This window comes from Pseudoflavonifractor sp. HNCC25GI2, assembly GCF_058136395.1.
Map to the genome: position 1 here is coordinate 45,512 of NZ_JBYUOW010000006.1, position 22,264 is coordinate 67,775.

The window sequence follows — 22,264 nt, forward strand, 5'->3', positions numbered from 1 at the left end:
CTGCCGCATCTTGAATGATATACCCCGGGAATTAAAAAGAGGAAAAGAAAAGATTAAGAAATTCAAAAGATTAAAATTTAAATGCCCTCATTCTGAGGAATCTTGGGGAGAGAGTCAAAGCCCTTCTGAAGGTCCTCGTCGGTGGGGACATAGTCGGTCATGGTACCGGAGAGGTAGGACTCATAGGCGGTCATGTCGAAGTAGCCGGTGCCGGTGAGACCGAAGAGAATGGTCTTGGCCTCGCCGGTCTCCTTGCACTTCAGGGCCTCATCGATGGCACCCTTGATGGCGTGGGCGGACTCGGGGGCAGGGAGGATGGTCTCCCGCTTGGCAAAGAGGACGGCTGCCTCAAAGACCTGGGACTGTTTGTAGCTCACCGCCTCCATGTACCCGTCGTGGTACAGCTTGGAGAGAATGGGGCTCATACCGTGGTAGCGCAGGCCGCCGGCGTGGTTGGCGGAAGGGATGAAGCCAGAGCCCAGGGTATACATCCGGGCCAGGGGGGTAACCTTGCCGGTGTCGCAGAAGTCATAGGCGTACTTGCCCCGGGTGAAGGAGGGGCAGGAGGCGGGCTCCACCGCTACAATGCGGGGATTTTTCACACCCCGGAGCTTGTCAGCCATGAAGGGGGCAATGAGGCCGCCCAGGTTGGAGCCGCCGCCGGCGCAGCCTACCACCACATCGGGGTACTCGCCCAGCTGCTCCATGGCCAGCTTGCTCTCCAGGCCGATGATGGACTGGTGGAGCAGCACCTGATTGAGAACGCTGCCCAGCACATAGCGCTTCTTTCCGCGGCTCTGCACGGCGGCCTCCACCGCCTCGGAAATGGCGCAGCCCAGGCTGCCGGTGGTGCCCGGATTTTCGGCCAGAATCTTCCGCCCGGCCTCCGTGGTCATGGAGGGGGAGGGGGTGACGCTGGCGTCAAAGACCCCCATCACCGCCTTGCGGAAGGGCTTCTGCTCATAGGAGCACTTGACCATGTAGACGTCGCAGGTGAGGCCGAAGTAAGAGCAGGCCTCGCTGAGGGCAGTGCCCCACTGGCCAGCTCCGGTCTCGGTGGTGACGCCGGTGAGGCCCTGCATCTTGGCGTAGTAGGCCTGGGCCACGGCGGAATTGAGCTTGTGGGAGCCGGAGGTGTTGTTGCCCTCAAACTTGTAGTAGATGCGGGCGGGGGTGTCCAGGGCCTTCTCCAGCTCATAGGCCCGGATGAGGGGGGAGGGGCGGTACATTTTGTAGACCTCCAGTACCTCCTCGGGAATGTCCACATAGGGGGTGGTTCCGTCCAGCTCCTGCTTGGCCAGCTCCTCGCAGAAGATGGGGGCCAGATCGGGCATCTCCAGGGGCTGCAGGGTGCCGGGGTGGATGAGGGGGTCGGGCTGCTGGGGCATGGCCGAGCGCAGGTTGAACCACTGGCGGGGCATCTGGTCTTCGGTCAAATACAGGCGGTGAGGGATTTTGTTCATGGTGCTCATGGTTCATTTCTCCTTTTCGTCTGGGGAGAAGGCAACAAAAAAGCCCTTCGTCCCCGAAATTTTTTTCTGGGACAAAGGACTGCAATCAGCCTCTGCGGTGCCACCCGGATTGACGTATGAAGATACGCCCGCTCACTTTCACAGGCCAAACAGCCCATGCTCCCCTGATAACGGGCGGAGTCCCCGTCGCGCTACTAGGTTTCCCGTTCGCATAGCCCTCAAAAGTCCATTCACACCGGCGTCCCCTGCCGCAATTCCACCGCCTGCGGCTCTCTGTAAGGTTCCGACTCGCTGCTACTCCTCTTTCTCATCGGTTTCCTGATTTAATTTGGTGTTATTATAGCGAGGTGAAGTTTGGCTGTCAAGCCCCAATTTTCAGTTTGTCTCTTTTTTTACCGGGCGGTTGAGCAGGAGAATGGCGGCAAAGATGGCGGCCATGCCCAGCAGCTTATAGATGGTGACCTCCTCATGGAAGAGCAAAATGCCCAGTAGAGTGGCCACCAGCAGCTCGGCGGTGGACAAGATGGAGGCCTTTCCGGCCTCGGCGTGGACCAGTCCCATGGTAAAAAGGTAGGAGGGAATGGCGCAGCACAGAAAGCCGATGCCCAGGGAGCCAGCCCAGAAGGTGGGATTGGGCAGCAAATCCACCCTCAGGTACAGTCCGGACAGGGGGATGGCCAATACGGCGCAGAAGAGGATGGTGTAGAAGGAGACCGTGGAGGCGGAGTATTGCCGCAGGGCAACCTTGCTCAGCACGGAGTAGAGGGCGTAGCCGAACCCGGCCCCCAGTCCGGCGAGGATGGTGAGACCAGACAGCCTAGTCTCGCCCAGCGGGAGCAGGCCGGTGGCCAGGGTACAGCCCACAAAGGTGATGAGCAGGGCAATGAGCTTCACCGGAGTAATCCGCTCCCGGAAGAGAAAGGTAGATAAAATCATGACGAACACCGGGGAGGTATACAGCAGAACCGCGGCCACCGACATGGAGCTCTGAGCGATGACGGTAAAATAGCACCAGTTGAAGAACAGCAGTCCGCAAACACCGGAGCCGAAGAAGTAGTACCAGTGTCGGGGATGGATGCGCAGGGCCTTGGGGTCAGTGACGAGCAGGTAGAGAAAAAAGGCTACCGAGGCCACCAGGTTCCGGGCGGCCACCCCCTGCAGGGAGGTCAGGCCCACGGCGGTGAGCACTTTGACAAACACACCGATCCCGCCCCACAGGCAGGCGGCGGCAATGATACTCAGATAGGCTTTTTTCTCCATGATGCTTGATTCGCTCCTCGTGGTGGGTTATACTCAAAAGCACTGTATTCGGCGGGCCGTTGGAATGAACGGTGCAGATTGTCGAATAAAGGCGCGATTCCTATCATAGCAGAGCGGGGAGGCAAAAAGCAAGTGCGGTATGAGAGAATTTGTCCCGGGCGCTTTCTGGCCCGGCCCAACCGGTTTATCGCCCATGTGGAAGTGGAGGGCCGGACCGAGGTGTGCCATGTGAAGAACACGGGCCGCTGCCGGGAACTGCTGGTGCCCGGAGCCCTGGTGTATCTGGAGGAGAGCACCAACCCCGCCCGAAAGACCCGCTTTGACCTGGTGGCCGTGGAAAAGGAGACGGAGCGGGGACCGCTGCTCATCAACATGGACTCCCAGGCCCCCAACAAGGTGTTTGGAGAGTGGGCCTCCTCTGGGGGCTTCCGGCCGGATCTCACCCTGCTGCGCCCGGAGACCACCTATGGCGCCTCCCGCTTTGATTTCTACTGGGAGTCCCCCTCCGCACGGGGGTTTGTGGAGGTAAAGGGGGTCACCCTGGAGGAGGAGGGCGCAGTCCGGTTTCCAGATGCCCCCACCTTACGGGGCGTGAAGCACCTGGAGGAGCTGGCGGCGGCCAAAGCGGCCGGCTATGAGGCGGCGGTGTGCTTCATCGTCCAGATGGAGGGAATGCGGTACCTGGAGCCCAACGACGCCACCCATCCCCAATTCGGAGACGCCCTGCGCCGGGTGGCCAAGGCGGGGGTGGAGGTGCTGTCCATGGAGTGTGCCGTCACCCCGGAGGAGCTTCGGGTGGTCCGCCCGCTCCCTGTGCGGCTTTAAGGCGGAGCAAGGAATCTTTGCTTGACTTTTTCTCCGGAAATCCCCATGTTGGAGACAGAAAAGGGAGCGAGGAGGACAAACGATGAACGATGTTGCCCGCAATTTGAAGTGCATCCGGGAGCGGCGGGGGATCAGCCAGGAGACGGTGGCCGCCCAGCTGCACACCACCCGGCAGACCATCTCCAACTGGGAGCGAGGACAGACGAACCCCTCCATTGACGATCTGATGAAGCTGGCGGAGTTTTTCCAGGTGGGCATTGATGAGCTCATCTATCCGGACCGGGAACACCGGCAGCGTTTCTGGGGCCCAAATCCGGGCGGAATGGTGTTTGGGGCGCTTATGGGCGCTGCAGCCGCTTATCTGGCGCTGAAGGTGCTGTTTGACCGCTGGGAGCCTCTGGAGCTGGCGGTGGTGGTGCTGATTCTGGTGATGCTGGGCTGCACCCGGCAGATTGTGTTGGAGATCCGCCGACGCTGAGGCAGAATAAGGACAAAAGGCCTCCGGGAACATCGGTTCCCGGAGGCCTTTCTGTGTTTGAGCCCGTTATCCAACCTGATTTACAATGCCCACAAAGAGGGGGACGCCCTCCGCGCGGATAACAAAGAGGAAGGGACGGTCCAGATCCATCACCATGGGCTCGGGATCCTCCAGGGCGGCGGTGGCGTCCATAGTGAGAATGGTGACGGCGGCGGCCTCCACGCCCTCCTTGTCCGCCTTCACCCGGGCCATCTGGGTGGCACCGGAGAGGTAGGCACCAATGGAGGTGAGAGGGGATAGGTCGGCGGCCTCCGAATCCAGCAGATCAGTGATGCCCAGCTGTGCCAGGGCGGGGAGCAGATCCAGCTCCGAGCTCACGTCAAATTTGGGCACCGACCACTCGATGGCGCCGCTCTGGGCCGAGGGGGTGTTGAAGTCCAGACTGGACAGAAGGCTTCCGTCCTCCAGAAGGGACTCGGGAGTGACGCCCTCGTCGGGCAGGACAAAGACCACCTCGCCCAGCCGGGTGCTGAGGCTGGCCGCCTTGTACCCTTGACCAGTGAGCATGGTGCCGTGGTGCTGCTGGTGCATGAAGTCCACCTGAGAGGCGTTTCCTGCGGCGTCGGTGAAGGTGTCGGTCCAGGTCTGGGATTCCGAGAACTCCTCCGCCCAGGGGGCCTTGTAGTAGAGAGAGGAGGCCAGCAGAGCGACGGTATACTCCTTGGTTTCCACCACGGGTTCCTCCCCACCGATGAGGCCGTGGGTCTGTTCGCTCACCCAGTCGGTGACCGCCTGGTCGGCCTCGGCGGTGCCCATGGGGACGGAAAAGGCCCCGGCGTAGTAGTCCCGGGCCAGCGTCTCCAGAGTCTCCTCCACATAGGAGCCCTCCATGCTGCTGTTGAGCCAGATGGAGTTGGCCAGCAGCAGGGAGCTGACTCCGTCGTTGGTGTAGAGGCCCTGCCACACCTGGGCCACCTGCTCCTGAAGGGATTCCAGCCCGCCGCTGCCCAGGGCGGAGAGCACCTGCTGGCGGCTCTCGCCCCCGGCGCACTGGGCCAGCATAGCCAGAGCGGACCACAGGGACAGGGGGGAGTAGACGGTGTTTTCCCCCTCCATACCCTCTATGGCCAGAGCGGTGCTGCGCCCGGCAAAGTCCGTCAGAGCCTGCACCGTGTCCGGGGAGATGCCGTCTCCCCGCAGGGCGGAGAGCTGCTCGTAGTATTCGGTGGAGGCTTTGTCATAGGCCTCCCAGTCATCCTGAAATTCTTCGTAGTCGGGCTGCTGGGGAAAGTCAGGATAGACGGGCTGATTCAGGGCGGTCCGGGTGAGCGTGGGGGACTGAGAACTGCTGCCGGAGGGGGAGGAAGAGCCGCAGCCGGCCAGGGGCAGAACCATCAGGGCGGCCAGTGCGGCGGCAAGAATGCGTCGTTTCATGGCGGTGCGCTCCTTTCCAAACAAGGCAAGTTCCGGTGCTTTACTTCATTAGACGGCGACGAGAGAAAAAGGTTCCTCCGCACACATAAAAATGGAAAAATATACGGATTTTGCACAAAAAACCCCCGCCCTGGAACAGGGCGGGGAAAAGGTTACATGGGTTTCCGGAACCGGGGAGAGCGGGGATATTTGTAGCGGCACAGCTGTTCCGGACAGTGGGCGCACTGGAGCAGCTTGTTGGAGCCGAACCAGAAACGTTCCGGGTGGCGACGGTAGCGCACCTCCCAGAAAATCAGCACCACCACGCCAATCCAGAACAGGCTCTGGGCGTACCAGTGGGGGACGCACATGAGGGGGGCGGCCATCATCCAGGAGCCCCAGGCGAAGATGCGGCAGTTGACGCAGCAGCGGTTTTTCATCAGAAAGGTCTGAAAGGGACAGAAAAACAGCACGCAGATGAGGTCGCAGAGATAGCACAGGGCGCACAGCAGAACCAGGACCGGAACGGACAGTACGCCCCGGTGATACAGGATACCGAAGCACAGGTTGACGGCCAGCCACACCACGGCCACCTTCAGCGCCCCGCGGTTTTGTACCTTGACCGCCTGCCGCAAATCCTCGGGATTATAGTGCTCCACCGGGTCATACCGGGTGGGATACTGCTTGAGGCAGCCGGTGGTCAGCAGGCTGTTGGGGTTGAGCTGAGCCACCATGGAGCCGGCCACCGCCACCCAGAGCAGCAGAAGGGGAACAAATTTGGGATCTTCGGCGGTGAAGTCCAGCCACTCCGGCGAGAGGAGAAAGAGAATCGCCACAAAGAGAAAGACCGCCAGGCGGAAGGAAAAATCCCGCAGATAATGGCGGGTCACCTTGGACAGCTTGGGAAGGGCAGGCATTGCCGTGATGCTCCTCTCAGATGGATGTGGCGCTAGATCTCCCGCCGTCCCTCCAGCGCCCGCATGAGGGTGGCGTCATCGGTGTATTCCAGGTGGCTGCCCACGGGGATGCCGTAGGCCAGACGGGTGACCTTCACCTGGAAGGGCTTCAAAAGCCGGGAGAGGTACATGGCGGTGGCCTCCCCCTCCGTGTCCGGGTTGGTGGCCATGATGACTTCGGAAACGCCACCGGCAGCCACCCGTTCCACCAGAGACTTGATGTGGAGATCGTCGGGGCCCACGTGGTTCATGGGGGAGATGACCCCGTGGAGCACATGGTAGAGCCCCTGGTACTCCCGGGAGCGCTCCATGGCCACCACGTCCTTGGGGTCGGCCACCACGCAGATGGTGGAGGTGTCCCGGCGGGGGCTGGCGCAGATGGAGCAGGGGCCGTCCCCCTCCGTGAGGTTCTGGCACACCGGACAGCAGTGGATGGACCGCTTGGCCTCCACAATGGCCTGGGCAAAGGCGTCGGTCTCCTCCTGGGGCAGGGAGAGGACGTAAAAGGCCAGACGCTGGGCAGTTTTCAGGCCGATGCCGGGCAGCTTGGCAAACTGCTCTACCAGATTTTCAAGGGCGGGGGGGAAATACTCCATGGGTGATAACCTCCAGGAAATGACGAATTTGCTTGGAAACCGGAGAGACGGCGCTTCCCGGCAGTCAGTGCGCTCTGCTTATACCCGCAGGGCGGCGATAGCGGCGGCGGGGTCGGGAGCGCCGTACACGGCAGAGCCGGCCACCAGCACATTGGCACCCGCCTCTACCACCAGAGGAGCGGTCTTGGGGGCGATGCCGCCGTCCACTTCCAGCTCGCAGGCGGGGTTGTACTGGTCGATAATGGCACGCACCTGACGGATGGTGTCCAGCTGGGACTCCATAAAGGCCTGGCCGCCGAAGCCGGGCTCCACCGTCATGACCAGCACCATATCCAGCTGCTCAATGTAGGGGAGAATGGCCTTGGGGGAGGTGATGGGGCGCAGTGCCACCGCCTTCTTCACGCCGCACTGGCCCATGATGTCCAGAGCCTGGGCGATGTGCTTGGGGTGGTCGGCCTCCAGGTGGACGGAGAGCAGGTCGGCGCCCGCCTTGGCAAAAGCCTCGATGTACCGCACGGGCTTGTCCACCATCAGATGGACGTCCAGAAACATGTCCGTACACTTGCGGATGGACTGTACCACCGGGACGCCCAGCGTGATGTTGGGCACAAAGGCACCGTCCATTACATCCACGTGGAGGTATTCGGCGGAGGAGACCCGCTTGATGTCGCGCTCCAGATTCGCAAAATCAGCGGACAGGATCGAGGGGGCAATTTTTACCATAACTGACAGCCTCACTTTCCATACAACAAAATAACAGAATCCTTGCGGCAGGGGCAGCCCGGACGCCGGGCGCATAGAATACAGGGCGGAGAAGGGGAGCGGCCGCTTCCCGGGCGCCTCCGGGAGGACGGATTGCTCCAGGCCGAGCCCACGGCCCAACCCCGTCCGTCCCATCCCGGCCGGTCCGCCGCTTTTCAGATAGCCGCCCGCCGGAGGAGCGTATCTCCCCGGCGGGCGGCAGAGGAAGAACGATTGCGGGCGTCCGCCTTAGTTATAAAAATCAGCGGTATCGGTTTCCACGGCGTGATAGCCCGCCTCACCCAGGGCCTGGAGGATCTGCTCCTTGTGGTCGTGGCCGAAGGCCTCCAGCGTGACCCGCAGCTCCACGCCGGATTGGCGGTTGATGTTGACAAACTGGTTGTGCTCCAGCTTGATGATGTTGCCGTTGTTCTTGGCCAGCACTTCCGCCACCCGGAGCAGCTCACCGGGCCGGTCAGGCAGCTGCACCGCGAAGGTGAAGATCCGGCCCCGGCAGATGAGGCCGTGCTGAACCAGGGAGGCCATGGTGATGACGTCCATATTGCCGCCGGAGAGGACGGAGACTACGTTCTTGCCCCGGCAATCCAGGTGGCGCAGAGCGGCCACGGTCAGAAGGCCGGCGTTTTCCACCACCATCTTATGCCGCTCCATCACATCCAAAAAGGCCTCCACCAGCTCGGCATCCTCCAGAGCCAGCACCCGGTCCACATTTTTCTGTACGTAGGGGAAGACCAGATCGCCGGGGGTCTTGACCGCCACGCCGTCAGCGATGGTGGTGGCGGTGGGCAGGGTGACCACGTGGCCGGCCTCCAGACTGGCCTTCATGGAGGCGGCGCCCACGGGCTCCACGCCGATGACCTCCACGTTGGGGTTGAGAAGCTTGGCCAGGGTGGACACGCCGGCAGCCAGACCGCCGCCGCCGATAGGCACCAGGATGACGTCCACGTCGGGCAGGTCCTGGAAAATCTCATAGGCAATGGTGCCCTGGCCGGTGGCCAGAGTCAGGTCGTTGAAGGGGTGGACATAGGTCAGCCCCTGCTCCTCAGAGAGCTTGGCAGCCAGCTCGGCCGCGTCGTCAAAGACTTCGCCGTGGAGTACCACCTTGGCCCCATAGTCCTTGGTGTTGTTCACCTTCACCAGGGGAGTGGTGGTGGGCATGACGATGGTGGCAGCTACCCCGGCCGCCTGGGCGGCGTAGGCCACGCCCTGGGCGTGGTTTCCGGCGGAGGCGGTGACCAGGCCGCGCTCCTTTTCCTCGGGCGTCAGGGTGCTGATTTTAAAGTAGGCCCCTCGAATTTTGTAGGCCCCAGTGACCTGCATGTTCTCCGGCTTGAGGTAGACGTTGTTGCCGCACAGCCGGGACAGGTAAGGAGAGTCGATAAGGTGCGTGGGCCGCAAAACGCCTTGGAGGACATTCCGGGCGTTTTTAAACTGTTCGAGGGTCAGCATAAAACTTGTCTCCTTTATACATATAAAAAGTAAGCTATTCTTAATCATACTCAATCTTTTTCCATAAGTCAATGTGCAAGCGGAGAGAGTTTTTCCGTGTTTGCCGGGGAACGGAGGGAAAATCCAGGCGCGGCAGAGCCGGGAAAAGGGGACTTTTCAGGACGGGGACAGGCTCCTTGACACCCCTGTTTACACAAGCTATAATTCATCACAAGAGAAGGAGCGGTCTGCGCCGGCAAAAGGGCCGGAGGGCCCCTTCCACCGGTGCGGAGGTATGTCATGGCAAAGCACGTAAAGCGTTCCGTTCTGCCCATTTACCTGATCGGCGTGGTCTGGTTGGGCTATTCCCTGCTGTTTCCGCTGCGCACTCCGGTGCAGTACCTGGTGTGTGCCGGGGCTTCGCTGGTGGCCTTTGTGATTGGAAAGGCCATTTTCCCCGACAAGGTCTACGCCATTCCCGGGGAGGAAAGGGCAGAGGAGAAGAAGGAGACTCCCAAGAAGGAGGAGCCCGCCAAAAAGGAGGAACCCAAGTCCACCGGCAACCCGGAGATTGATGCCCTTCTGAAGGAGCGGGAGCGGGCCCTGAGTGAGATGCGCCGGCTGAACGACAGCATTGAGGACGAAAAGATCTCCGCTCAGATTGACCATCTGGAGGAAGTGACCGGGAAGATTATCGACCAGGTGGTGGCCCAGCCCAAGAAGCTGCCCCAGATCCGCCGCTTCCTGGACTATTACCTGCCCACCACCCTGAAAATTCTCAACGCCTATGACCGGATGGATGCCGTGGGCATCTCCGGCAGCAACATCGACGCCACCAAGGGCAAGGTGGAGACCATGATGGATACCATTGTCCAGGCCTTTGACAAGCAGCTGGACGCCCTCTTTGGGGAGGAGGCACTGGATATCTCCACCGACATTACCGTCATGGAAAACCTGCTGGCCCGGGAGGGCCTGGGCGGGATGCAGATGGGACAGGAGCAGAAGAAGGACACAGACGTGAACCTGGAGCTGTAAGGAGGGCCTGCCGTGATGGGATACCGGAACCGGATCAGCCGTGGCGAGTGCCTGGCGGCTGCCCTGCTCTGGACGCTGGTGCTGGTCATCCAGCTGGGCTTTTTCCTCGCTGCCGGCCGCAGCCTGGACAGCGGGAGCCTGGGCTATGCGATTATCCTGGTTCTGCTTCAAGTCCTGTGCTGCGCCCTTCAATGGTACCGCTATCTGGCATATAATCGGAAAAAATCGAACGATAACAACAATTTAGGAGGAAATCCACATGAGCGATGAACTGAACCTGACCCCGGAGCTGACTCTTACCCCGGATACCGCCGCGGCGGCCCAGGCCCCTGCTGCCCCTGAGGCGCCCTCTCTTACCCTGGAGCCCGCTGCCGATGCCGCCGAGGCTCAGGCCCAGGCTGCCCAGGCCCAGCGGGACGCCAACGCCGTGAAGCTGGACGAGTCCATGCTCAGTGAGGCGGAGCGAAAGATGGTGGACGACTTTGCCCAGAAGATCGACGTCACCGATTCCAACATGGTGCTCCAGTACGGCGCGGCGGCCCAGAAGAACATCGCCGCCTTCTCGGAGAGCGCCCTGAACAACGTAAAGACCAAGGATCTGGGCGAAGTGGGCGAGGCCCTGTCCTCCCTGGTGGTGGAGCTGAAGAACTTCGGCCAGGGCGAGGAGAAGAAGGGCGGCATTTTCGGCTTCTTCCAGAAGAAAAAGGACGAGCTGGAGGCGCTGAAGGCCAGCTACTCCAAGGCGGAGACCAACGTCAACAAGATTGTGAAGGTGCTGGAGAACCACCAGATTGTCCTGATGAAGGACATCGCCATGTTCGACCAGATGTATGAGCTCAACACCAAGTACTATAAAGAGCTCACCATGTATATCATCGCCGGCAAGAAGCGTTTGGAGTACCTGCGCACCCACGACCTGGAGGAGCTGAAAAAGAAGGCCGCCCAGACCGGAGCCCAGGAGGATGCCCAGGCCTACAACGACTTTGCCAACCTGTGCACCCGCTTTGAAAAGAAGCTCCATGACCTGGAGCTGACCCGGATGATCTCCATCCAGATGGGTCCCCAGACCCGGCTCCTGCAGAACAACGACACCCAGATGCTGGAGAAGATCCAGTCCTCTCTGGTGAACACCATCCCCCTGTGGAAGAGCCAGATGGTGCTGGCTCTGGGCCTGGAGCACGGCCGGCAGGCCACCGCGGCCCAGACTGCCGTGACCAACATGACCAACGACCTGCTGAAGAAGAACGCGGATATGCTGAAGATGGGCACCATCGAGACCGCCCGGGAGGCCGAGCGCAGCGTGGTGGATATCCAGACCCTCCAGCACACCAACGAGCAGCTCATTTCCACCCTGGACGAGGTCATGAAGATTCAGACCGAGGGCGCCCAGAAGCGGAAAGAGGCCGAGGCTGAGCTGGGCCGCATCGAGGGCGAGCTGAAGCAGAAGCTGCTGGAGCTGCGGGGCTAAAAGAAGCGCGGAGGATAGCCGCGCAGGGGAGATAACGACAGAGCGGATGCCGGCAAACCAAGAAGGCCTCTGGGGCTTCTGTTTGGCGGCGGAGACGGCGGAGTTATTGATCCGGCTGCGCGGCCAATCCGCAGCGTGACAAAGAGAAGCGCGGAGGCGCCGCAGCGCGCCAATGTGAAACGCGGAGCATAGCCTCCCATGCAAACCGGAATATGTGCAGCGGAGAAAGGAACCGGCAATGAAATTTTTTCAGAAAACCTGGGTGGCGGTGGTCATCACCCTGGCGATGGTGGCCGGGGCGGTGTTCATTGGCCTGAATCGGACGGATACCGTACCCAACACCCCTGCGTCTGTGGGACTGGATACCAGCCTGTCCACCAGCCGCAGCGAGGGCTTCCTGCTGGATGAGGCGGACGTGCTGTCCCAGGAGGAGGAGCACCAGATTAACCTCTACAATGCCAACTGGCTGGAGCGCTATGACAGCCTCATTGCAGTTGCGGTGGTGCCCTCTGCATCCGGCAGTCTGGAGGACTACGCCTATGAGCGGGCTATGGCCTGGGAGCTGGCGGCGGCGGACGCCGTGCTGGTGATTGAGACGAGCAGCGGCAGCGCCTACTTCCTCCCCGGCGACAACTATCCGCTGACCGACAGCCAGATTAACTCCTATATGAATACCTACCTCTATGACGGGGTGGCAAACAAGGAATACGCCTCCGGTATCCTGGAGCTGTTCCAGGAAGTGAACCAGTACTACGTGGACCAGTACGGCCGGGGCTATCTGGACAACGGCAGCTATGGGTACGGCTATCAGAGCGGAAGTAACTTCTTGGGCATTATTATGCTGGTGGTGATTCTGCTGGTAATTGCCACCGTGGTGGACAACCTGCGGTACGCCTCCTACCGGCAGCGCTATTACGGCGTGGTCAACCCGCCGGTGGTGTTCCGGCCCATCCTGTTCTGGCATGGACCGGCCTACGGCTGGTACCGGCGGCGCTGGCGCCGTCCTCCGCCCCCGCCTCCGCCCAGAGGCCCCGGTGGTCCGGGCGGCTTCGGCGGCTTTGGCGGACCGGGTGGTGGAAATCACTCCTCCCGTCCCGGCGGCGGAGGCTTCTCTGGCTTCAATGGCCCGGGCCGCGGCGGCGGATTTGGTGGAAGTCGCGGCGGCGGTGGGTTCTCCAGTGGCAGCCGCGGAGGTGGCTTTGGAGGCAGCCGCGGAGGCGGTGGCTTCAGCCGTGGCGGCGGATTCGGAGGCAGCCGTGGCGGTGGCGGCTTTGGCGGCGGCCGCGGCGGTGGCTTTGGCCGGCGCTGAGCAATACAGAAACATTGGGCGGCGCAGTCCCGGGCAGGGGCTGCGCCGTCTTTTTCCCGCCGGGGCATATCCCAAATCGCTGGAGCATATAGATGGGAGGAACCAACGATTTTGGGAGTGTGATGTTCCATGAGACAAAGCTCCGCCGACCTCAACCGCATCCGCCTGCACGGCCGGCTTGAGGAGAGCCCTGTATTTTCCCACGTGAACCACGACGTGGAGTTTTACCGTTTTCCCCTGTGTGTGACACGCCTGTCCGGGGCGGAGGACCGGGTGTATGCCGTGGCTCCCCGGGCTCTGCTGGAGCAGTGTCCCGGTCTGGGCGCAGGGGAGGAGGTGACCGTGCTGGGGGAGGTGCGCACCTTCAACAATCGAAGCGGAACGGGCAGCCGGCTGGTGATCAACGTCTTTGCCCGGGAGCTGAGGCGGGAGTGGGCGGAGGATGAGAACCAGCTGGAGCTGACGGGGACGCTGTGCAAGGAGCCCAGCCTGCGAGTGACGCCTCTGGGGAGAACCATCTGCGATATGATTCTGGCGGTGAACCGCCGGTACGGCCGGGCGGATTACCTGCCCTGCATTACCTGGGGCAGCCTGGCCCGGCGCTGTGGGGCCATGGGAGTGGGTGACCGGCTCCAGCTGTCCGGACGGCTCCAGAGCCGGGAGTACACAAAAGTGGTGGAGGGGAGACAGGAGTCCCGCACAGCCTTTGAGGTGTCCGTCATGTCGCTGGAGAGCGGTGAGGGCTGGGGCCGGGAGGAAATGGTCCATCCCGCGGAGCTGGTGCGAACCTGAGAGAAACAAGCCGGAATTGCTGCCGAAGAGGCGGCAATTCCGGCTTTGTGCTGTGGTGATACAATTTTTTCCCTGGGCAGCGTTGACATTAAAAATGGATTCCACTATAATCTATTCTTGCTTGAAAAGAGAGAAAAATGAGAGGTTGGGAGGAAATTACGGTGGAAACACCTGCAAATGAGAATAAAATGGGCGTCATGCCCGTCAATCGTCTGCTGCTCAACATGGCCGTGCCCATGGTCATTTCCATGCTCGTACAGGCCCTTTACAATGTAGTGGACAGCGTATTTGTGGCGCAGCTCAGCGAGGATGCCCTGAATGCAGTCTCCCTGGCGTTCCCGGTTCAGAACCTGATGATCTCCGTTGGTGTGGGTACCGGCGTAGGCATTAATGCCCTGCTCTCCCGGAGTCTGGGCCAGAAGGACCAGGTCAAGGCCAACCGAACTGCGGTCAACGGTCTGTTTCTGGCCTTTGTCAGCTGCCTGGTCTTTACCGTGCTGGGCTTTACCTGTTCCCGCTTGTTTTATACCATTCAGACGGACATCACCCGGATTGTAGATTACGGCGAGGACTATCTGACCATCGTTTGCGGCGTAAGCGTTGGCATGTTTGCCGGAGTCACGCTGGACCGGATTCTCCAGGCCACCGGCCGTACCTTTTACACCATGATTACCCAGGCGGTGGGGGCCATCATCAACATTGTTCTGGACCCCATCATGATTTTCGGCCTGTTCGGCTTCCCGCGGATGGAGGTGGCAGGGGCCGCCCTGGCCACCGTCATCGGCCAGATCTGCGGCGCCGGCCTGTCCGTCTACTTCAACCTGTGCCGCAACCCGGATGTGCAGCTGAAGTTCCGGGGATTCCGCCCCAACGGTTCCATCATTCGCGGCATTTACAGCGTGGGCGTGCCCTCCATTGCCATGCAGTCCATCGGTTCGGTCATGGTATTCGGCATGAACCAGATTCTGCTGGCCTTTACCGCCACCGCAACGGCGGTTTTCGGCGTGTACTTCAAGCTGCAGTCCTTTATCTTCATGCCGGTATTCGGCCTCAATAACGGCATGGTGCCCATTGTGGCCTACAATTACGGTGCCGGACGGCCGGACCGCATCTCCAAGACGATCCGTCTGAGCATTATGTATGCGGTGGGAATCATGATGCTGGGCCTGCTGGCCTTCCAGCTGATCCCCCATGTGTTCCTGTCCATGTTTATGGCGGATGGGGAGACTGCCGGCGACATGCTGACTATCGGCGTGCCCGCTCTGCGCACCATTTCGTACAGCTTCCTATTTGCCGGCTTCTGTGTGGTCAGCTCCTCGGTATTCCAGGCCCTGGGCCACGGAGTGCTCTCTTTGCTTGTTTCGGTTATTCGTCAGCTGGTGGTACTGCTGCCGGTGGCGTTCCTGCTCTCCCGCCTCTTTGATCTCCAGGCGGTGTGGTGGGCCTTCCCCATTGCAGAGCTTGCCTCTGTGACCCTTTGTATCCTGTTCCTGCGCCGGGTCTATCGCCGGGAAATTCTTCCGCTGAAGAAACGGCAGGAGGAAAAGGCTGCTTAATAAAAAGGACGCATCCATACGGATGCGTCCTTTTTTATTGGAGAGATTACAGGAAGACAACCACCTCATACATGAGAATGAAATGGAATATGCTTCCCAACAGGATAAATAAATGGAAGATTTCATGGCAGCCAAACCGGGGATTGTTCCGACCGGGCCATTTGACGGCGTAGAGCACGCCGCCCACGGTGTAGGACAGTCCGCCGGCCAGGAGCCAGACGAAACCGGAGGTGGGCAGGGCACGGTAGAGGGGAACAATGGCGAAGATAGCCAGCCAGCCCATAATGAGGTAGATGGTGCTGGTAAGCCAGCGGGGAATTCCCAGCTTGGCGATGGTGAGCACCAGACCGGCAGCAGCCAGGGTCCAGATGCAGCTGAGGAGAAGCGGGCCGCCGCTGTCGCGCAGTGCAGTGAGGCAGATGGGGGTATAGCTGCCGGCAATGAGCAGATAAATGGAGCAGTGGTCGTACTTCCGCAGGGCAATGCGCCCGGGAACCGATACGTTCAGACAGTGGTAGAGGGTACTGGCGGTATAAAGACCCACCATAGACAGCCCGTAAATCAAAAAGGGCAGCAGATCGGCGGGATGTCCCACCTGCACAGCCCGCAGCAGCAGAGCCGCAGTGCCTGCAACTGCCAGCAGCGCGCCTGCCCCATGGGTAATGGCTGACCAGGGGCGCAGACCGTCGTAGGGATCCCGCACCTCGCGGCGGCGCCGGGGTCTTGGCTCAAAGAGGGGGGATTGGGCGGTCAAAACATCGGAACGCATGGCAGACACTCCTTTCCGAGAGAAGAATTCTTTGCACTATCAGTATATCCACGTCTCCGAAAAATATCAATATAAAAAATGACTAAATATAATTTTTAAAATTAGATTAAGGGATATAAAAAACAACGCCGGGAAAACCCGGCGCTGCTTTTTTGACATTAGCCCTGGGAAATAGCACCCACGGGGCAGTTGCCAGCGCAGGAACCGCAGTCCAGGCAAGCGCCGGCGTCGATCACGTAGTGGTCGTCGCCCTGAGAAATAGCGCCCACGGGGCAGGAATCCGCGCAGGAACCACAGCTGATGCAGGCATCACCGATAACATAAGCCATGATAAGTACACCTCCCTTAGAATGTATATTCATTCTAACACAACTTTTCAAAAATGCAATGCTAAATTTTTCAAAAGGGGGAATGATTAACAGAAGATTTACGTAGGGAGGAAGACACAATGTCTGACAGCCGTTTTACATCCACCGCGCTGGGGGCCATCCGTCTGGCCCAGGAAAACGCCGTGCGCCTGGGGCACAGCTATGTGGGCAGCGAGCATCTGCTGCTGGGACTGGCCAGCCAGGAGTACAGTCCGGCGGCTATGGCGCTGCGCAAATCGGGAGCGGGCAGCCAGGTGCTGCGGGCGGCCATTGCCCAGAGGGTGGGCATCGGGGTTCCCTGTCCCGCACTGCACCAGGGGCTGACGCCTCACTGCTGCCAGGCCATTCAGGGGGCAGTGGGGGAGAGCCGCCGGCTGGGTCAGCGAGCCATCAATTCCGAGCACCTGCTGCTGGGTCTGCTTGGGACGGAGGAGAGCGGCGCCTGCCGACTGCTGCGGGACTGCGGGGTGGACTGCAAGGGGCTCTACCAGATGGTGAGCGCCTCTCTGGGCGGGGAGGATTACTCGCCCCGCTTTCGACCCAGGGAGCCGGAGCAGCGGGCCAATCCCACCGATACCCGCCAGCTGGACCAGTGCGCCCGGGACCTGACCCGGCTGGCCGCCGCAGGAAAGCTGGACCCGGTCATCGGTCGGGAGGAGGAACTGGAGCGGGTCATCCAGATCCTGTCCCGGCGCACCAAAAATAACCCCGCCCTGGTGGGCGAGCCCGGCGTAGGCAAAACGGCGGTGGCGGAGGGGCTGGCTCTGGCCATTGCCGACGGTACCGCCCCCAGCCACCTGCTGGGACGGCGGGTGTGTGCCCTGGACCTGTCTGCCATGGTGGCGGGGACCAAGTACCGGGGCGAGTTTGAGGAGAAGCTCAAGCACGTGCTGAACGAGGTCCGCAAGGCGGGCAATATCATTTTGTTTATCGACGAGCTGCACACCATCGTGGGGGCGGGCAGCGCCGAGGGGGCCATTGACGCGGCCAATATTTTGAAGCCCGCCCTGGCCCGGGGAGAGCTGCAGGTCATCGGCGCCACCACCCTGGACGAGTACCGCCGCCACATTGAGAAGGACTCCGCCCTGGAGCGGCGCTTTCAGCCGGTCACCGTCCGGGAGCCCGACCGGGACAAGACGTTGGCCATTTTGCGGGGCCTGCGGGGTCGGTACGAGAGTCACCACCACCTGACCATCAGTGACCGGGCCCTGGAGGCGGCGGTGGACCTGTCCATCCGCTATCTGCCCCAGCGCTTTCTCCCCGACAAGGCCATTGACCTGGTGGACGAGGCGGCGTCCCGGGCCCGGCTGACAGGGCGGGCGCTGCCCCCGGAGCTGAAGGAGCTGGAGAGCCGGGCCTGCCAGGCGGGACAGCAGATGCAGCAGGCCATCCGGGGCCAGAATTTTGAGAAGGCCGCCATGCTCCGGGACGCAGAGAGCAGCTTCCGCCGCCAGCTGGAGGAGGGTAAAAAGCAGTGGATCAGCAGCTGCCAGCCCTGCCAGGTGGAGGAGAGCCACATCCGGGCGGTGCTCACCCAGTGGACGGGGGTACCCGTCACCGACCCGGATGAGGCGGACCGCAAGGCCCTGGCGGGATTGGAGGAGACCCTGCACAGAAGCCTGCTGGGACAGGACCGGGCGGTGGAGACGGTGGTGAAGGCCATCCGCCGCAGCCGTCTGGGCCTGAAGGACCCCCGGCGTCCGGTGGGCAGCTTTCTGTTGCTGGGCCCCAGCGGCGTGGGCAAGACCCAGCTGTGCCGCAGCCTGGCCGCCGCCCTTTTCGGCAGTGAGGAGGCCCTGCTGCGTTTTGACATGTCGGAGTATATGGAGGCCCATACCGTCTCCCGGCTCATCGGTTCCCCTCCGGGCTATGTGGGCCATGAGGAGGGCGGTCAGCTCACCGAGCGTGTGCGGCGCTGCCCCTGGTCGGTGGTGCTGCTGGACGAGCTGGAGAAGGCCCACCGGGATATCTGGTCCATCCTCCTCCAGGTGATGGAGGAGGGCGTGCTCACCGACGCCCAGGGCCGGAAAACAGACTTCCGCAACACCGTCCTGGTCATGACCTCCAACCTGGGAGCGGGGCGGTTTGCCCAGGGAAAGAAGTTGGGCTTTGCATCAGGGGACGCGGCCGTGGAGCGGGAAGGTCTGGAGCGGGAGGTGCTGGGAGATGCCAGGCGGGCCTTTGCGCCGGAATTCATCAACCGACTGGACGCCATGCTGGTGTTTCACCCTCTGGGGCAAAGCACGCTGGAGTCCATTACCCGGCAGCTGCTGGAGGAGAGCGGCCGCCGTATGGCGCGGCTGGGCGTAAAGCTGGAGGCGACGGACGAGGCGGTGGCCCTTCTGGCCGGTCAGGGCAGCGACCGGGAATACGGTGCCCGTCCCCTGCGCCGGGCCATTGCGGCTCAGGTGGAGGACCGGACGGCGGATCTGCTGCTGGCGGGGGAACTGAAGCAGGGGGATACGCTGCAGGTCACTGCCGAGGAGGGGCGTGTCCAGGTGCGGCCCGCCCGTCCGGCTGCGGAGCCGGAATAACGAGAAGACCGGGCCCCACAGAGCTCTGTGGGGCCCGGTCTTTGCTAGGCAGAAAAAAGCTGTCATCCCAGACGCACAATATTCTCAATGGGTAGGGCGCACAGCACCGACTGGGCGGGGCTGCGCAGGCCGTGGGCGGTGTTGATGGCCTCCAGAATGGGGGCGCGCAGGTGGACAGGCACCACGATGGCCACAATTTCCCGCTCGGCGGTGAGGTCAGCCAGATCGTAGGCCTGCTCCAGCTCCTCCAGCCCGGACAGACGGGCCTTGATGACCGTGCCGCCCCGGGCACCCTGGGCCTTGGCGGTGGCCATGACCTCGTCGGTGTGGCCCCGACTGCAGGCCACCAGAATGAGCGTGTTTTCCTCGTTGTGGTTCATCGTTTCATCTCCTCCGGTTCGCTTGGATTCCTCCGCCTTGAAGAGCACCAGGGCGGCGGCTAAGTTGTTCAGGGCGCTGACGGGCAGGGAAAATACAATGCCTGCGGTTCCGGTGCGGCTCCGCAGGTCGCTGTCCAGCTCCTGCAGCAGCGCCCGGCAGGTGGGGGCGGGGGCAAAGGAGAGGACCACGTCCTTTTCGCTGGAGCCCAGACCCAGAATATCCATAATCTCCGAGGTGGCCGTGCCCCGTCCGGCACACTGGAGGTGGAGGAACACCTGGCGGGCAGTATAGAGCTTCTGCATGGCCACGCCGTGGCCGCGCTCCACAATGGAGACAATCAAACGCATGGACTGTGCCATAAGGGTTCCTCCTTTCTCAATCAAAGTAGACGACCATGTCCTCCACCCGCTCCATGTGGTAACGCAGGCGGCGGCGGGCCAGCTTGTGGCGGATCTGGCTGGCCAGGCCCATGGTCTGAATGGTAATCAGAGGCGTCATGGCCACCATGGCAACGATGCCGAAGGCGTCGGTCATCAGATTGCCCCCCACAGCGGTACAGGCCCCCATGGCAAAGGGGAGCAGGAAGGTGGCGGTCATGGGGCCGCTGGCCACTCCGCCGGAGTCGAAGGCGATACCGGTAAAGATGGACGGCACGAAGAAGGAGAGAATCAGTGCCGCCCCATAGCCGGGGATGAGCAGCCACAGGATGTTCAGGCCGGTGAGCACCCGCACCATGGCCAGCCCTACCGATATACATACGCCGATGGACAGGGCGTGGCCCATGGACTTGTGGGAGATGGAGCCATTGGAGACTTCCTCCACCTGCTTGGTGAGGACGGCCACGGCGGGCTCCGCCTTGACGATGTAATAGCCGATGAGCATGCCGATGGGGACCAGCAGCCAGCGCTGGCTGCTGCCGGCCACCGTGGCGCCGATGAACTGGCCGGCGGGCATAAAGCCCACATTGACCCCGCAGAGAAACAGCACCAGACCCAGGTAAGTATACAGCAGCCCCGCGCAGATCTTCAAAACCTGGTTGCCCTGAAAGCGGCGGGTGACCAGCTGAAAGAGGAAGAACAGCACCACAATGGGCAGCAGGGAGAGGGCCACCTCCCGGAAGTAGTGGGGCAGGGCGGAGAAGAAGTACCGGGCAGCGTCCACGGTGGTGTCCACCTCGGGCAGCTGGGAGGAAGAGTACAGGGCCTCCTCCGGCCGGTAAAGAATCCCCAGAATCAGAACGGACAGGATGGGACCGATGGAGCACAGGGAGACCAGACCGAAGCTGTCGCTGGCGGAGTTGGCGTCACTTCGGGTGGAAGCAATGCCAAGGCCCAGGGCCATAATAAACGGCACTGTCACCGGACCAGTGGTAACGCCTCCCGAGTCAAAGGAGACGGGAATGAAGTTGCCGGGGGCGGCGGCAGCCAGGGCAAAGACCAGCAGGTAAAAAAGGACCAGCAGACGGCGCAGGGGGATGGCCTTGCGGATGCGCAGGGCGGCCAGCACCAGAAAGATGCCCACACCCACCGCCACGGTGAGAATGAGCACCATGTTTTCAATGGCGGGCACCTGCTCTGCCAGAACCTGCAGGTCGGGCTCAGCCACGGTGGTCAGTACGCCCAGCAGGAAATAGGCAACGACAAATAAAACGGGTCCCTTGCTTCGGCTGAGCTCCACGCCCATTCCCTCTCCCATGGGGATCATGGAGATATCTACGCCTACGGTGAACAGGCCCATGCCGGCCACCAGCAGGATGGCACCGAACAAAAACAGCACCAGTGTGCCCGGGGCCAGCGGAGCGATGGTGATGGAGAGCAGAAACACGATGGCCGTAATGGGCAGCACACTGGCCAGGGACTCCCGGTTTTTTTCCTTTAGCTGTGGATTCAGATGCAAGGGAAGACTCCTTTCCGGGCCCACCAGAGAGGGCCGCTGGGTAATCTGGGCCGGAGGCAAAGAAAAGCCGGGCCCTGTTCGCTCGTTGGGAGCATTTGGAAGATCGCCGTTTTTTCCAGACGCCCATCCGGAAGGGAGGGGCAGAGTGGAAATGACGGCGATTTTGCAGCGTCTGAATCCCATTATAGAGGAAACATGCTTGAGGTGTCAAATTCCTGAAATGGAAAATAAATTTAAAAATAAATAAAAAATATTCGGAAAATATGAGAAAAAGTTATAAAATACGAGAAAAAGGAGGCAAAGAAAAGCCCTCCGGCTTTTGCCGCGGCGCTCTGGCCTGCGGAAAAGGACGGAGGACTTGCAGAATCTTTACATTCGGGAGGTGTTTTTTAACACAACAGAAACAGCCTCAAAGCTTGCTCCACTGTACTTCGGCCGGACAGGCGGTACACAGGCACAGACTGTATCCCGGGTCGGCAGGGAGCAGGCGCAGATGAACACCGGGATAACGGGGGAATATGCCTTCCGGCGAGACCACGGAGAACTCTGAGGGATCCAGATGAAAGCCCTGACCGGTGAATTTCACATAGCTCTCCTTGGCGCACCACAGATCGAAGAAGGGACGGTAATCCCGCCCGGCCAGATAGGCGTCCTCCCTGGGGTGAAAAAAACGGCGGGAGAGGGTGGCCAGGGGGGCGTCGGCCCGGTGAATCTGGAGGTCCAGCCCCACCGGCCGGGGAGAGAGGGCGCAGACCCACCAGGAGCCGCTGTGGGACAGGGAGGCGTGCAGGCTTGGGGTACCGGAAAAGGCGGGCTTCCCCCAGGGGCCGGAGACCAGGGGACCCAGTTCATCCGCGGTCAATCCGCTGTACTGGGTAGCCGCCCGGTACAAAAGCGCGTGGGAGTCGCGGCTGTCCTCGGAAAACGGGGCGCGGAACAGGGCGACAGGCTGGCTTGACTCCACCG

At 61.5% G+C, this 22,264-nt stretch carries 21 protein-coding genes; 9 read left to right on the forward strand and 12 right to left on the reverse strand.

Features of this window, described 5'->3' with window-relative positions:
* Positions 1 to 77: 77 nt before the first annotated feature.
* The gene (locus tag AC3YUO_RS09310; RefSeq protein WP_489962822.1) at positions 78 to 1,463 is read right to left on the reverse strand and encodes a TrpB-like pyridoxal phosphate-dependent enzyme; all 1,386 of its coding nucleotides are present in this window, start codon (positions 1,461 to 1,463) and stop codon (positions 78 to 80) included.
* Positions 1,464 to 1,847: 384 nt separating this feature from the next.
* Positions 1,848 to 2,732, reverse strand: a complete 885-nt coding sequence (locus tag AC3YUO_RS09315; protein WP_489962762.1) for a DMT family transporter — start codon at positions 2,730 to 2,732, stop codon at positions 1,848 to 1,850.
* 132 nt (positions 2,733 to 2,864) lie between these two features.
* Between AC3YUO_RS09315 and sfsA the strand changes: the two genes are divergently transcribed.
* Both sfsA and AC3YUO_RS09325 read left to right on the forward strand, forming a co-directional pair.
* Positions 2,865 to 3,557 carry a DNA/RNA nuclease SfsA gene (gene sfsA / locus AC3YUO_RS09320; RefSeq protein WP_489962763.1) on the forward strand — a complete coding sequence of 231 codons (693 nt, stop codon included), beginning with the start codon at positions 2,865 to 2,867 and terminating at the stop codon, positions 3,555 to 3,557.
* 82 nt (positions 3,558 to 3,639) lie between these two features.
* Positions 3,640 to 4,035: a helix-turn-helix transcriptional regulator gene (locus AC3YUO_RS09325; protein WP_489962764.1), complete on the forward strand. Its 396-nt coding sequence runs from the start codon at positions 3,640 to 3,642 to the stop codon at positions 4,033 to 4,035.
* A 66-nt stretch (positions 4,036 to 4,101) separates the two neighbouring features.
* On the opposite strand, the gene AC3YUO_RS09330 is transcribed toward AC3YUO_RS09325, so the two are convergent.
* The 5 genes from AC3YUO_RS09330 to ilvA form a co-directional block, all read right to left on the reverse strand.
* Positions 4,102 to 5,469 (reverse strand): serpin family protein, encoded by a 1,368-nt coding sequence (locus tag AC3YUO_RS09330; protein WP_489962765.1) that lies wholly within the window; start codon positions 5,467 to 5,469, stop codon positions 4,102 to 4,104.
* A 152-nt stretch (positions 5,470 to 5,621) separates the two neighbouring features.
* The gene (locus AC3YUO_RS09335) at positions 5,622 to 6,365 is read right to left on the reverse strand and encodes a hypothetical protein (protein WP_489962766.1); all 744 of its coding nucleotides are present in this window, start codon (positions 6,363 to 6,365) and stop codon (positions 5,622 to 5,624) included.
* Between the two features lie 32 nt (positions 6,366 to 6,397).
* A complete protein-coding gene (recR, locus tag AC3YUO_RS09340) occupies positions 6,398 to 7,000 on the reverse strand; it encodes a recombination mediator RecR (RefSeq protein ID WP_489962767.1) in 603 nt (200 codons plus the stop codon).
* A gap of 78 nt (positions 7,001 to 7,078) precedes the next feature.
* Positions 7,079 to 7,723 (reverse strand): ribulose-phosphate 3-epimerase, encoded by a 645-nt coding sequence (gene rpe / locus AC3YUO_RS09345; RefSeq protein WP_489962768.1) that lies wholly within the window; start codon positions 7,721 to 7,723, stop codon positions 7,079 to 7,081.
* Between the two features lie 267 nt (positions 7,724 to 7,990).
* Positions 7,991 to 9,211: a threonine ammonia-lyase gene (ilvA, locus tag AC3YUO_RS09350; RefSeq protein ID WP_489962769.1), complete on the reverse strand. Its 1,221-nt coding sequence runs from the start codon at positions 9,209 to 9,211 to the stop codon at positions 7,991 to 7,993.
* Between the two features lie 279 nt (positions 9,212 to 9,490).
* Here ilvA and AC3YUO_RS09355 point away from each other — a divergent pair, with 279 nt between their 5' ends.
* The 6 genes from AC3YUO_RS09355 (at position 9,491) to AC3YUO_RS09380 (ending at position 15,350) form a co-directional block, all read left to right on the forward strand.
* Positions 9,491 to 10,225, forward strand: coding sequence for a 5-bromo-4-chloroindolyl phosphate hydrolysis family protein (locus AC3YUO_RS09355; protein ID WP_489962770.1), 735 nt, complete (start codon positions 9,491 to 9,493; stop codon positions 10,223 to 10,225).
* A 12-nt stretch (positions 10,226 to 10,237) separates the two neighbouring features.
* Positions 10,238 to 10,495: a hypothetical protein gene (locus tag AC3YUO_RS09360; protein WP_489962771.1), complete on the forward strand. Its 258-nt coding sequence runs from the start codon at positions 10,238 to 10,240 to the stop codon at positions 10,493 to 10,495.
* Positions 10,485 to 11,693 (forward strand): toxic anion resistance protein, encoded by a 1,209-nt coding sequence (locus tag AC3YUO_RS09365; RefSeq protein ID WP_489962772.1) that lies wholly within the window; start codon positions 10,485 to 10,487, stop codon positions 11,691 to 11,693. Before AC3YUO_RS09360 ends, AC3YUO_RS09365 begins: the two co-directional genes overlap by 11 nt.
* Before the next feature lie 238 nt (positions 11,694 to 11,931).
* Positions 11,932 to 13,002, forward strand: coding sequence for a TPM domain-containing protein (locus tag AC3YUO_RS09370; RefSeq protein ID WP_489962773.1), 1,071 nt, complete (start codon positions 11,932 to 11,934; stop codon positions 13,000 to 13,002).
* Between the two features lie 129 nt (positions 13,003 to 13,131).
* Positions 13,132 to 13,794, forward strand: a complete 663-nt coding sequence (locus tag AC3YUO_RS09375) for a single-stranded DNA-binding protein (RefSeq protein WP_489962774.1) — start codon at positions 13,132 to 13,134, stop codon at positions 13,792 to 13,794.
* Between the two features lie 161 nt (positions 13,795 to 13,955).
* Positions 13,956 to 15,350, forward strand: a complete 1,395-nt coding sequence (locus AC3YUO_RS09380; RefSeq protein WP_489962775.1) for an MATE family efflux transporter — start codon at positions 13,956 to 13,958, stop codon at positions 15,348 to 15,350.
* 46 nt (positions 15,351 to 15,396) lie between these two features.
* On the opposite strand, the gene trhA is transcribed toward AC3YUO_RS09380, so the two are convergent.
* A complete protein-coding gene (gene trhA / locus AC3YUO_RS09385; protein ID WP_489962776.1) occupies positions 15,397 to 16,119 on the reverse strand; it encodes a PAQR family membrane homeostasis protein TrhA in 723 nt (240 codons plus the stop codon).
* 158 nt (positions 16,120 to 16,277) lie between these two features.
* Positions 16,278 to 16,448 (reverse strand): 4Fe-4S ferredoxin, encoded by a 171-nt coding sequence (fdxA, locus tag AC3YUO_RS09390; RefSeq protein ID WP_158579230.1) that lies wholly within the window; start codon positions 16,446 to 16,448, stop codon positions 16,278 to 16,280.
* 119 nt (positions 16,449 to 16,567) lie between these two features.
* Between fdxA and AC3YUO_RS09395 the strand changes: the two genes are divergently transcribed.
* Positions 16,568 to 19,021: an ATP-dependent Clp protease ATP-binding subunit gene (locus AC3YUO_RS09395; protein WP_489962777.1), complete on the forward strand. Its 2,454-nt coding sequence runs from the start codon at positions 16,568 to 16,570 to the stop codon at positions 19,019 to 19,021.
* Positions 19,022 to 19,083: 62 nt separating this feature from the next.
* On the opposite strand, the gene AC3YUO_RS09400 is transcribed toward AC3YUO_RS09395, so the two are convergent.
* The 3 genes from AC3YUO_RS09400 to AC3YUO_RS09410 all read right to left on the reverse strand — a co-directional run bounded on the left by AC3YUO_RS09400 (position 19,084) and on the right by AC3YUO_RS09410 (position 22,262).
* Positions 19,084 to 19,761, reverse strand: coding sequence for a hypothetical protein (locus tag AC3YUO_RS09400; RefSeq protein ID WP_489962778.1), 678 nt, complete (start codon positions 19,759 to 19,761; stop codon positions 19,084 to 19,086).
* 16 nt (positions 19,762 to 19,777) lie between these two features.
* Entirely contained in the window at positions 19,778 to 21,292 is a 1,515-nt protein-coding gene (locus AC3YUO_RS09405) for a DUF1538 domain-containing protein (protein ID WP_489962823.1), read from the reverse strand.
* 415 nt (positions 21,293 to 21,707) lie between these two features.
* The gene (locus tag AC3YUO_RS09410) at positions 21,708 to 22,262 is read right to left on the reverse strand and encodes a 4'-phosphopantetheinyl transferase family protein (RefSeq protein ID WP_489962779.1); all 555 of its coding nucleotides are present in this window, start codon (positions 22,260 to 22,262) and stop codon (positions 21,708 to 21,710) included.
* Positions 22,263 to 22,264: the final 2 nt, after the last annotated feature.